Annotated in this window: 12 protein-coding genes; all 12 read left to right on the top strand. The window is 45.1% G+C overall.

All coding sequences use genetic code 11. The features are described 5' to 3' along the window. The first annotated feature begins 53 nt into the window (after window positions 1–53). The 12 genes from AC0KVP_RS16445 to fcl all read left to right on the top strand — a co-directional run bounded on the left by AC0KVP_RS16445 (window position 54) and on the right by fcl (window position 12,483). Complete coding sequence (locus AC0KVP_RS16445) at window positions 54–602, top strand: acyltransferase (RefSeq protein WP_473337995.1); 549 nt, start codon at window positions 54–56, stop codon at window positions 600–602. A 24-nt stretch (window positions 603–626) separates the two neighbouring features. Next, the gene (locus AC0KVP_RS16440; RefSeq protein ID WP_473337993.1) at window positions 627–1,745 is read left to right on the top strand and encodes a glycosyltransferase; all 1,119 of its coding nucleotides are present in this window, start codon (window positions 627–629) and stop codon (window positions 1,743–1,745) included. Continuing rightward, entirely contained in the window at window positions 1,742–2,842 is a 1,101-nt protein-coding gene (locus AC0KVP_RS16435) for a glycosyltransferase (protein WP_473337991.1), read from the top strand. The genes AC0KVP_RS16440 and AC0KVP_RS16435 overlap by 4 nt, the downstream gene beginning before the upstream one ends. Next, complete coding sequence (locus tag AC0KVP_RS16430) at window positions 2,839–3,987, top strand: glycosyltransferase family 4 protein (RefSeq protein WP_473337988.1); 1,149 nt, start codon at window positions 2,839–2,841, stop codon at window positions 3,985–3,987. Before AC0KVP_RS16435 ends, AC0KVP_RS16430 begins: the two co-directional genes overlap by 4 nt. A gap of 46 nt (window positions 3,988–4,033) precedes the next feature. Beyond that, a complete protein-coding gene (locus tag AC0KVP_RS16425) occupies window positions 4,034–4,576 on the top strand; it encodes a serine O-acetyltransferase (protein ID WP_454495172.1) in 543 nt (180 codons plus the stop codon). Between the two features lie 18 nt (window positions 4,577–4,594). Further along, a complete protein-coding gene (locus AC0KVP_RS16420; RefSeq protein WP_473337985.1) occupies window positions 4,595–5,203 on the top strand; it encodes a sugar transferase in 609 nt (202 codons plus the stop codon). Next, complete coding sequence (locus AC0KVP_RS16415; protein WP_473337983.1) at window positions 5,196–5,852, top strand: acetyltransferase; 657 nt, start codon at window positions 5,196–5,198, stop codon at window positions 5,850–5,852. The genes AC0KVP_RS16420 and AC0KVP_RS16415 overlap by 8 nt, the downstream gene beginning before the upstream one ends. A gap of 22 nt (window positions 5,853–5,874) precedes the next feature. Then, complete coding sequence (locus AC0KVP_RS16410; protein WP_473337981.1) at window positions 5,875–7,044, top strand: DegT/DnrJ/EryC1/StrS family aminotransferase; 1,170 nt, start codon at window positions 5,875–5,877, stop codon at window positions 7,042–7,044. Window positions 7,045–7,107: 63 nt separating this feature from the next. After that, on the top strand, window positions 7,108–8,958 hold the full coding sequence (locus AC0KVP_RS16405; protein ID WP_473337979.1) for a polysaccharide biosynthesis protein: 1,851 nt from the start codon (window positions 7,108–7,110) through the stop codon (window positions 8,956–8,958). Window positions 8,959–9,162: 204 nt separating this feature from the next. Then, on the top strand, window positions 9,163–10,329 hold the full coding sequence (locus AC0KVP_RS16400; RefSeq protein WP_473337977.1) for a nucleotide sugar dehydrogenase: 1,167 nt from the start codon (window positions 9,163–9,165) through the stop codon (window positions 10,327–10,329). A 54-nt stretch (window positions 10,330–10,383) separates the two neighbouring features. Then, window positions 10,384–11,502, top strand: coding sequence for a GDP-mannose 4,6-dehydratase (gmd, locus tag AC0KVP_RS16395; protein ID WP_473337975.1), 1,119 nt, complete (start codon window positions 10,384–10,386; stop codon window positions 11,500–11,502). A gap of 3 nt (window positions 11,503–11,505) precedes the next feature. Beyond that, on the top strand, window positions 11,506–12,483 hold the full coding sequence (gene fcl, locus AC0KVP_RS16390) for a GDP-L-fucose synthase (protein WP_473337973.1): 978 nt from the start codon (window positions 11,506–11,508) through the stop codon (window positions 12,481–12,483). The last annotated feature ends 4 nt before the right edge of the window (window positions 12,484–12,487 follow it).

The following is a 12,487-nucleotide window of genomic DNA, read 5'->3' as shown; positions in this document are numbered from 1 at the left end:
TAAAATAGCCCACTTCTCGCATTTTTTGTTTTGCTGCTCTAAAGGTCATGCGCATGGCATTGATAAAATCCGTCTTCAATACAATCTTTGACCTAGTCTATTTTATGGTCAAAGGCAGTGTGGCATACGCGCGAAAAAAAGGCGTGACCATTGGCAATAATTGCAGAATCTATATCCGCAGTTGGGGTTCTGAACCATTTTTGGTGAGCATTGGTGATGATGTTACCGTGACTTCAGGGGTGAAATTTATTACCCATGATGGCAGTACCTGTTTGGTCAAAGATGAGCAGGGCAAACGCTATCAGCGCTTTGCCCCGATTCAAGTTGGTTCGCATGTGTTTATCGGGGTCAATACGATTGTTATGCCGGGAGTGAAGATTGGTTCCAATGTCGTGATTGGTGCCGGTTCGGTGGTAACCAAAGATATTCCGGATAACAGTGTGGCGATAGGTGTGCCCGCCAAGGTGGTTTCAAGTTTTGCGGACTATGCTGCCAAGATTCAAGCCAGCTGTGCCAGCGATTCAGAACTGGCCGGCATCCATGATTATCAGCAGCGTGTGCAACGTGCAATGGCTCTGCAAGCTTCTAAAAGCACCGATTAATTTCCTCCATTTTTAGGTATTGTTATGCTCAATAAAATCATGTTTTTTTTGCCGAGCTTAGGGGGGGGGGGGGCAGAACGTACCGTGATTCAATTGGCCAATAGCCTGGTCCAGCAGGGACGCAAAGTGGATGTGGTGGTCTGTGACATCAGCGGGGTAAAAGGTAAACTCCTGCCTGAAGTTGATCCGCAGATTAAATTAATCGATCTAAACTGTGGCCGTGTTGCCAATGCCATTTTCCCACTGAAAAAACTGTTGCAGGCGGTGGATTATGATGTGCTGGTGGCGACCCAGACCCATAGCAATATCATTGCTGCCCTGACCAGACGTTTAGCCAAAAATCAGGTCCGGTTGATTTTACGCGAGGTTTCCACCCCTTCAAAAAATTTGAAATTGCAGGGCATGGCAAAGTGGCTGCTGAAAACTCTGGTCAAAATGACCTATCCAGCTGCCAGTCAGGTGGTCTGTGTGTCCAATGGCGTACTGGATGATTTTCGTGAATATTATGCTTATTCCAAGAATAATTTAGTCACCATTTATAACCCAGTGATTGACGAGACCTATGCTGAAAAATTGCAGGTCGCGGTTGAGCATCGTTTCTTCCAGCCTGCACATAAAGTCATTCTGGCAGTCGGGCGTTTAACCGAAGCGAAAAATTTCGGCTTCCTGATTCGTTCTTTTCATGCCTTGTATCAACAGCACCCGGAAACCCGCTTGATTATTCTGGGTGAAGGGGAGCTGCGTGCCGAGTTTGAATCCCTCATCCTGGAACTGGGGCTGGCTGAGGTGGTCGACCTGCCCGGCTTTGATCCCAATCCTTATGCCTATTTTAAATATGCGGAACTGTTTGTCTTGAGTTCCAACTGGGAAGGCTTGCCCGGGGTGCTGATTCAGGCTTTGGCCTCGAAAATTAAAGTGGTGAGCACCAATTGCCCCAGCGGTCCAAAGGAAATTTTGGCGGATGCTAAATTTGGCTTGCTGGTGGAATGTAATGATCAGGCGGGCATGACTGTGGCAATGCAGCAGGCGATTTTCGGTGAATATGTCAGGTATGATGACACTGAACTGGCTGCACATTGCCTACAATTTCATAAACATACGGTGCAACAGCTTTATCTGGAGCTGATGGAGCCCTGCGCATGAATCAGCCAAAACAGACCATTGTGCATGTAATTACCAACTTTGCCGGAGTGGGTGGGGCAGAAATGATGTTAGCACGCCTGATTCAGCAGACCCAGAACCAGTATGCGCATGTGATTATCGCGCTGATGAAAACTTCGGAAGTTTATGCCGAAACCCTGGCACAGTGCCAGTCCTGTCATGCATTGGGCTGGAATGGTATCAATACACTCAGCACCATCAAAAAACTGCGTGTTTTGCTTAAAGCGTTAAAGCCTGCAACAGTACAATGCTGGATGTACCATGCCAATGTATTGACCAGTCTGAGTTGCATCGGTCTAAGCCCAAAACCCGATATCTTTTGGGGCATTCACCATTCTTTGGCCTCTCCCAAAGAAGAATCGCTGAGTACCAAAATTGCATTAGCGATGAGTAAAGTGCTGGCACAGCAGCCAAAAGGTGTGATTTATTGTGCGCATTCATCCTTGCAACAGCATCAATGCTTTGGCCTGAAAAATAGCAATGCTCAGGTGATTGCCAATGGCGTGTTTTTAGATAAATTTCAGCCCAATCCAGAACTGCATCAACCGATCAGCATTGGTTTTGCCGGACGTTATCATACCGCAAAAGGCTATCCGTATTTATTTGCGACTCTGGCAAAACTGAAAGATCAGCCGATTATTTTCAAAATTGCCGGCAGTGGGGCAAGCTTAGAGAATCCCGAAGTCAAAGCCCTGTTTGAACAATTCGGGCTAGATAAAAACAAAGTGCATCTGCTCGATCAGGTTGCCGACATGCCGGCATTTTATCAGTCGGTGGATGCCTTTTTGATGACCTCGATTACCGAAGGCTTTCCCAATGTGCTGGTCGAAGCGATGGCATCCGGTCTGCCCTGTATCAGTACCGATGTCGGCGATGCCAAATATATAGTCGATGAGCTGGGTGCCATTGTGCCGCCACGTGATCCGGAGGCGCTGGCCAATGCCATTTTGGATTATGTCCATTCGAGCCAGACGGAAAAATTACAGTTGAAACAAGCCAGCCGTACACGGGTGGAACAACATTTTAGTATTGAGAGCGTGAGTCAGCAGTATCTGGACATGTGGAGACAAGGTGCATGAAGTTTTTGATGATTTGTAGCTATCTGCCTTCAGCCTTGAACTTTAGGGGCAAACTGTTAGAAGCGATTCATGCTCAAGGTTATGAAATTCATGTGTTTGCCCCTGACCTGACGGATTTTCCCGATGAATTAAAGCAGTTGCAGCAGTTGGGCTATCAGGTTCATTGCATCCCCATGCAACGCGCAGGCACCAATCCACTGGCTGATCTCAAGCTACTTCACACTCTGTATCAGATGATCCGCCAGATTCAGCCGGATATGGTGCTGAGCTATACCATTAAACCGGTGATTTACGGGACACTGGCGGCATGGCTGGCACGGGTGCCGCAGCGTTTTGCCTTGATTACCGGACTGGGTTACGCCTTTCAAAATATAGAATCGGGTAAACGCAGCCTGTTCCAAAAACTGGTACATGGCTTGTATGCCCAGGCACTGAAACATGCCCATAAAGTGTTTTTCCAGAATCCGGACGATCTAAAGCTGTTCCAGCAGATGCATTTGCTTGATTCAAGCAAGCCGACTGTGGTGGTCAATGGTTCAGGGGTGAATGTGCAGGATTTTGAGCTCATGCCTTTACCGCTCAATGAAGACGGACAGGTGAAAGCCTCATTTCTATTGATTGCCCGTTTGCTCGGTGATAAAGGTGTACGCGAATATGCCGAAGCGGCGCACATCATCAAGGCCCAATATCCTGAAACGGAATTTCATCTAGTCGGCTGGATTGATGACAATCCTTCTGCAATTTCACAAGCCGAGCTGGATCGCTGGGTAGCGGATCATACCCTCAAGTTTTGGGGTAAACTGAGTGATGTACGTCCAGCCATTGCAGCAAGTTCGGTCTATGTATTGCCTTCTTACCGGGAAGGAACCCCACGTACCGTGCTGGAGGCCATGGCGATGGGTCGAGCCATTATTACCACCGATGCCCCGGGCTGCCGTGAAACGGTGAGCAATGGCGTGAATGGCTATCTGGTGGCGGTTAAATCGGTCGAAGATCTGGTGCAAAGCATGCAGTATTTTATTGAAGATCCCCAGCTGATTAGCTATATGGGACAGCGTTCCCGTGAAATGGCACTCAATAAATATGATGTGCATCAAGTAAACCGACATATGCTGACAGAAATGCAGATCATTGCTAAGCCATGACCGAGATGAATCGGCTGGACAGGATAAATAATTCAGAGATGGTCTTATGATCGTGAAATACATTAAAAGTGACTTGTATCGCTATACCGGAAAGATCAGCTTTAAACTCTTTTTAAAAAACTATTTGTTTAATCGTGGTTTTAACTTTTCAGTCTGGTTGCGACTCGCCAGCGCAAAATCCATTTGGGCAAAATTTGCCTATCCCATTTATTATTACAAGAAAAAGCAATACGGCATTGATATTCATATCACCACAAAGATTGGCTATGGCTTGTATATCGGTCATGGTGGGCCATTGGTAGTCAATCCTTCAACAGTCATTGGGAATAATGTAAATTTGTCGCAATTTAGCACCATTGGTGCGAATGGGGGGCGTCAGGCTGCCGAAATTGGTGATAATGTTTATATCGGTCCTCAGGTCTGTATTGTGAACCAGGTTAAAATTGGCTCCAATGCAACGATTGGCGCGGGCAGTGTCGTCACCAAGGATATTCCAGAAGGTGCCACCGCTGCGGGCAATTATGCAAAAGTGTTGCATATGAACAATCCGGGTGGCTTGGTGAATAGACGTTGGACCGATCTTGAATAGATCAAACGGGTGAAATGAATGTTAAAGCGTGTTCTGGATGTGGTGATTGCCTCGACGGCCTTGCTGCTGCTGTCTCCGTTATATCTGTTTGTGGCCTATAAGGTGCGTAAAAATTTAGGCTCACCGGTGCTGTTCCGCCAGGTGCGTCCGGGGCTGCATGGCAAACCCTTTGAAATGATCAAGTTTCGCAGCATGAAAGATGCAGTGGATGAAAACGGAAATCCATTACCCGACAGTGAACGTTTAACGCCCTTTGGTCAAATGCTGCGTGCCACCAGTCTGGATGAAATGCCGGAACTGTGGAATGTGATTAAAGGTGAGATGAGTATTGTCGGGCCACGTCCATTGTTGATGGAATATCTGCCTTTATATAATGCTGAACAGGCCAAACGCCACAATGTCCGTCCGGGGATCACGGGCTATGCACAAGTGAATGGCCGTAATGCCATTTCATGGGAAAAAAAGTTTGAGCTGGATACCTGGTACGTCGAAAATCAGTCGCTGTGGCTGGACTTTAAAATTATGCTGAAAACCGTGAAAAAAGTGCTGGCCAAGGATGATATCAGCGCGGAAGGCGAGGCAACCATGACAAAATTTACCGGCTCTGCGGAACATAAAAATGACTAAACTGTTTGCGATTTATGGGGCTTCAGGCTGTGGGCGTAGCCTGATGCCGGTGGCGCGGCAGCAACTGGCCCGTGAACAAGACAGTTCTGAAATTGTCTTTATTGATGATGCACAGACTGCCATCACCACGGTCAATGCTCATCGTGCCATGAACTATGCCAGCTTTCTGGCTGAACCCGCTGCGCAAAAACAGGTGCTGATTGCAATTGCTAATAGCCAGGTCCGTGAACAAATCGCCAATCGTCTAGAAGCGGATGGTATTCAGCTCTGGTCGGTTATGGCAGATAATGTGGTGCTGATGGATGATGCCCAGATTGCAGCTGGTGCAGCCTTGAGTCCATTTGTGACTATTACTTCGAATATTAAAATTGGAAAATGCTTCCATGCCAATTTATACAGCTATGTCGAGCATGATTGCGTGATTGGGGATTTCGTTACCTTTGCGCCAGGGGTAAAATGCAACGGCAATATTCATATTCAAGACCATGCCTACATTGGGGCTGGTGCCATGATTAAGCAGGGCACATCTGAACAACCTCTGGTTATTGGTCGTGGTGCGATTGTCGGTATGGGCGCCGTGGTGACCAAAAGCGTGCCGGCTGGCGCTACCGTGGTGGGCAATCCGGCGCGTATCGTTGAATCCAGATAGAATTTAAAGCTAGGAAAATTCCATGTTAAACAGTGCATTTGAGCCGTGGCCAAGTTTCACGCAAGCAGAGGCAGATGCGGTTTCAAAAGTCCTTTTATCCAATAAAGTGAATTACTGGACCGGTCAGGAATGTCGTGAATTTGAAAAGGAATTTGCACAATTTGCCGGAACGGATTATGCCGTGGCTGTGGCGAATGGCACCGTAGCGCTGGATCTGGCTTTAAAAGCACTGGGCATTGGTCAGGGTGATGATGTGATTGTCACCTCACGTACCTTTTTGGCTTCGGCAAGTTCAATTGTGACAGCCGGGGCCAATCCGGTTTTTGCCGATGTTGAACTGGATTCACAAAACATTTCACGCCGTAGCATTGAAGCGGTCCTTACCCCAAAGACCAAAGCGATTATCTGCGTACATCTGGCCGGCTGGATGTGCGATATGGACCCGATCATGCAATTGGCCGAGGAAAAAGGCCTCTATGTGATTGAAGACTGTGCCCAGGCGCATGGCGCGATGTACAAAGGCAAATCTGCCGGTTCCATCGGTCATATTGGTGCATGGTCCTTCTGTCAGGACAAGATCATGACCACGGGCGGTGAAGGCGGCATGGTCACCACCAATGATGAAGCACTGTGGAAAAAAATGTGGTCCTATAAAGACCACGGCAAGAACTTTGACAGCGTCTACAACACGCAGCATCCTCCAGGATTCCGCTGGCTGCATGACTCCTTTGGCACCAACTGGCGCATGATGGAAATGCAGGCGGTGATTGGACGACTCCAGCTGAAACAGATGCCGGAATGGACAGCTAAACGCCTTGAAAATATGCATAAAATTCAAAGTGCATTTGCCAATAGTCCCTATTTCACCGTTGCTCAACCGTCAAGTGACTATGTGCATGCGGCTTATAAATGTTATGTGCAAGTCAATACCGATGCATTGCCTGAAGGCTGGTCACGAGACCACATCATGGCGGAAATCAATGCCTTGGGTGTGCCGTGTTTTAGCGGTTCATGTTCGGAAGTGTATCTGGAAAAGGCATTTGAGCATACACCTTGGCGTCCTGAACAGCGTTTGCACAATGCGCAAGCTTTGGGTGAAAGCAGCCTGATGTTTCTGGTCCATCCAACCTTGTCTGAACAGAGCATGCAAAAAACCATAACTGCAATTCAGACGGTGATGGCAGATATTTAAAGCGGAATGGGCGTATAATATGCGCCATTCAGTTTTCTGACTTTTACCAATTTAGAGCCCTTAGTGAAAGACATCATCCGATATTTAGCATCTTTGCCGCGTCGCCAAAAACAAATCGTGTTGGTGGCGATGGATATCTGTGTTTTGCCTGTGATCATGTGGCTGGTCTATGCCATCCGTTTGGCAACACCAAACGTTGCAGTCATGCAGGGGCTTGATTTCTGGTATGTCTATGTCGGTGTTTTTGGCATTCTGATTTTTACCTTATTGGGTATTTATAGCGCCATTGTCCGTTCATTTAACGAAGACTATTTACTGCGTCTATCCATTGCGACCTTTATCCAGATTGTGGGTTTATATGCCATAAAAAAACTCAATCTGGCATTTATTCCCATGAGTATTCCACTCATGTACGGCTTTGTGCTGTTCTCTTACATGTGGTGGAGCCGCGCGGTGATTCGTTATGCCACGCTGCGCACTTTTGCCAAAAAACAGAACCGTAAGCGGGTCGCTATTTATGGCGCAGGGCTTGCAGGTCAACAGATTGCGGCCGCCCTGCATCGATCGGATGATTATCTGCCGATTTGTTTTATTGATGATAAAGCCTCGCTGCATGGTCAGTCCCTCAGCGGTTTAAAAATTTATGCGCCGAAAAAAGCCTTGGGTAAATTAGGCAAATTTTATATTGAAGAAATCTTGCTGGCCATGCCTTCGGTCAGCCGGGCGCGTAAAAAAGAGATGATTGAATTCTTTGAGCTGGCTGATGTCAAAATCATGGAATTGCCGGGCGTGACCCAACTGGTCGGGGGGCAGGTGCAGGTTTCCGATATCCGTGAAGTAGATATTATTGACTTGCTGGGCCGTGACCCTGTACCGCCAAAGCCTGAGCTTTTAGAAAAAAACATTAAAAATAAAGTGGTGATGGTGACCGGAGCAGGCGGCTCGATTGGTTCGGAACTGTGCCGCCAGATTGTCAAACATCAGCCCAAGCTTCTTGTGCTGTTTGAAATGTCAGAGTTTGCGCTGTATTCGATTGACCGTGAGCTGCAAAATTCGGGTATTCAGGTTGTTCCGGTTCTGGGTTCTGTCACCAATCAGGCCAAATTAGAACGCATTATTGCCGAGTATCAGGTACAAACGGTCTATCATGCCGCAGCCTACAAACATGTGCCATTGGTGGAAGCCAATCCGTTTGAAGGCATTTATAACACTTCGATTGGTACTGCACGCAGTGTCGATGCAGCGGTGAAGCAAGGGGTGGAAACCTTTGTTTTAATTTCCACCGATAAAGCCGTGCGCCCGACCAATGTCATGGGGGCGTCTAAACGGATGGCAGAACTGTACTGTCAGGGTTTGGCTGCAACAAAACCGCAAACACAAATCAGTATAGTGCGTTTTGGCAATGTATTGGGCTCATCGGGTTCCGTGGTTCCCTTGTTTAAAAAGCAGATTGCACAAGGCGGACCGGTCACGGTGACGCATCCGGAAGTGACACGTTACTTTATGACCATTCCTGAGGCGGCACAGCTGGTGATTCAGGCAGGGGCCATGGGTACGGGTGGTGACGTATTTTTATTGGATATGGGTGAGCCGGTAAAAATTGTCGATTTGGCCAAGCAAATGATTCGCTTAAGCGGTTTCCGTCCCATCGATGAAAATGGTCTGGGTGATATTGAAATTCAGTTTACCGGACTGCGTCCGGGCGAGAAGTTGTATGAAGAATTGTTGATTGATCAGGAAAATGTAGAAAAGACCGATCATGAGCGGATTTTAAAGTCATTTGAAAATTTTCATCATTTTATGGTTATGCAGGCTGTATTTATGCAATTAGAAGAAAATATACATTCCAATGATAATATCCAGCTTAAACAGATATTAATTCAATATGTTGATGGTTATCAAACAGTAAGCTGATTATTTCTTTTGAAAAATCGGACCTAACGACGCATTTTAAAAATATGATTTATATTGTTGAGCTCTATTGTTATCTGGGTAGCGGATCTATCGATTTTTTTGCTACACTATTCTTCTTATAATCTTGAATTTTATTGAGATGAAAGATTTATTATTTTAAGTGAATAATCAGCATAAATATAGATTTTGTAGAGTTTATTGAAGATGTATAAAATTACCGTGGTCGGTTCTGGTTATGTAGGGTTATCAAATGCAATGCTATTTGCACAATCCCATCAGGTGACCTGTCTAGATATTGATGAATCGCGTATACAGCTAATTAATAATAAAAAATCACCGATTGTTGATGATTATATTGAAAAGTATTTAAAAAAGAAAATTCATTTATTGGCAACATTAGATAAAGACACCGCCTATGAAGAGGCTGAATATATCATTATTGCAACACCTACCAATTATGATGAAGCCACCAACTATTTTGATACCAGTTCGATAGAACAGGTTTTAGCTGACCTAAACAAATGTCGAAGCAACGCCATTATTATTATTAAATCAACAATTCCAGTCGGTTTTACTGCAAAAATGCAGAACCTTTACCCATCATTAAAAATTGTATTTTCCCCTGAATTTTTACGTGAAGGTAAGGCTTTATTTGATAATTTGTATCCTTCACGAATTGTGGTGGGGGATAAAAGTGAGACCGGTCAAAAAATTGGTAATTTATTCAAAACTGCCTGTTTAAAAGAGGATGTTGAAGTGCTTCTGATGGATTCCACGGAAGCAGAAGCGGTGAAGTTATTTTCCAATACTTATCTGGCAATGCGCGTTGCTTATTTTAATGAGTTAGATAGCTACTGTGCGCTTCGAAATCTCAATACCAAAGATATTATACAGGCGGTAGGATTAGATCCCCGGATTGGTTCGCATTATAACAACCCATCCTTTGGTTATGGGGGCTATTGTTTACCCAAAGATACCAAGCAACTCTTGGCAAATTATCAAGATGTCCCTCAAAGCTTGATCTCTGCAATTATTCAGTCGAATGCTACCCGTAAAGATTTTATCGCAGAGCAAATACTCGTAAAGCAGCCTAAAAGGGTGGGAATTTATCGTCTGGTAATGAAAGCAGGAAGTGATAACTTCAGGCAGTCTGCTATTCAGGGAATCATGAAACGCCTTAAAGCCAAAGGTATAGAAGTTGTCATTTATGAGCCCGTTTTACAGGATAAAACATTCTTTAATTCAGTGGTGATTGATGATCTGAACGAGTTTAAAAAAATATCTGATGTAATTGTCGCGAATAGGGTTGTTGCTGATCTTGAAGATGTGATTGAGAAAGTATTCACTCGGGATTTGTTTGGGGATAATTAATTTTATTCTTCTATTTATTATTTTATAAGTACTTCTTGTTGGAAATATAAAGGTATGAAAAAAGCATTAATTACAGGTATTACGGGTCAGGACGGTTCGTACCTTGCAGAATTTTTATTAGAAAAAGGTTATGAAGTTCACGGTATTAAACGTCGTTCTTCTTTATTTAATACACAGCGTATTGATCATATCTATCAAGACCCGCATGAGTCACATGCTCGCCTGCACTTGCATTATGGTGATTTAACTGATACCTCTAACCTGACCCGTATTTTGGCAGAAGTACAGCCGGATGAAGTCTATAACTTGGGTGCACAGTCTCACGTTGCAGTATCTTTTGAATCGCCAGAATATACGGCCGATGTCGATGCCATTGGTACTTTACGTTTACTTGAGGCGATTCGTTTCTTGGGATTAGAGAAAAAAACCAAGTTTTATCAGGCTTCAACTTCTGAGCTTTATGGTTTAGTCCAAGAAACTCCTCAAAAAGAAACCACACCATTCCACCCGCGTTCACCCTATGCAGTGGCTAAACTGTATGCCTACTGGATTGCAGTGAACTACCGTGAAGCTTATGGCATGTTTGCCTGCAACGGCATTCTGTTTAACCATGAGTCTCCGCGCCGTGGTGAAACCTTCGTCACCCGTAAAATTACCCGTGGCCTTGCCAATATTGCGCAAGGTCTAGATCAATGCCTGTATATGGGTAATCTGGATTCGCTGCGTGACTGGGGTCATGCCAAAGATTACGTGCGTATGCAATGGATGATGCTGCAACAAGAGCAACCTGAAGATTTCGTGATTGCGACAGGCGTTCAGTATAGTGTTCGCCAGTTTATTCAATGGTCAGCATTAGAGTTGGGCATTACGCTTGAGTTCCAGGGTCAAGGTGTCGATGAGAAAGGCATTGTCACCAAAGTTGAAGGTGACAAAGCGCCAGCTGTTCAAGTGGGTGATGTATTGGTTGCTGTAGACCCGCGTTATTTCCGTCCTGCTGAAGTAGAAACACTTTTGGGTGACCCAACGAAAGCAAAAGAAGTCTTAGGGTGGGAGCCAGAAATTACGGTTCAGGAAATGTGTGCAGAAATGGTCGCAGAAGATTTAAAAGAAGCGCAACGTATTGCATTGCTCAAAGCACACGGTCACAACATATCGGTATCTTTGGAGCACTAATCCATGTCGATTGATTTAAATCAAACGATTTTTGTAGCGGGACATCGTGGCATGGTCGGTTCTGCAATTGTTAGACAGCTTCAAGCCAAAGGCTATACAAATATCATTACGGCTACACATGCAGAGCTTGACTTATGTAATCAGGCCGATGTTCAGCAGTTTTTTAAAGAACATGACATTGATCAGGTCTATTTGGCAGCCGCAAAAGTAGGGGGTATTCACGCCAATAATACCTATCCGGCTGACTTTATTTACCAAAACCTGATGATTGAAGCCAATGTGATTCATGCAGCACATAGTCATGACGTACAAAAGTTGATGTTCTTGGGGTCTTCATGCATTTACCCTAAATTTGCACAGCAACCTATGGCTGAATCTGAACTGTTAAAAGGTGAACTGGAAGCGACCAATGAGCCTTATGCAATTGCCAAAATTGCCGGAATTAAACTCTGTGAAAGTTATAACCGCCAGTTTGGCCGTGACTACCGCAGTGTAATGCCAACCAATCTTTATGGTCCGCATGATAACTTCCACCCTGAAAATAGCCATGTGATTCCTGCATTGTTACGCCGTTTTCATGAAGCTGTGAAAGATAATGCTGAAGTCGTGACGATTTGGGGTAGCGGTACACCCATGCGTGAATTTTTGCATGTCGATGATATGGCAGCGGCCAGCATTCATGTGATGGAATTGGACATAGAAACCTTTAAAGCCAACACACAACCGATGCTGAGTCATATTAATGTTGGCACAGGGATTGACTGCACCATTCGTGAATTGGCAGAAACCGTTGCAAAGGTGACAGGTTTCCAAGGTCGTTTAGAGTTTGATGCCACCAAGCCTGATGGTACACCACGTAAATTAATGGATGTGAGCCGGTTGGCTGATCTTGGTTGGAAAGCTTCTATCAGTTTAGAAGATGGCTTGCGTGATGCTTGCCAATGGTATTTGGAAAATTTAAAGCAGATACGATCCAAATAATGTT

Source organism: Acinetobacter sp. DL27 (genome assembly GCF_055810995.1).
This window is presented reverse-complemented; position numbering and strand designations above follow the sequence as displayed.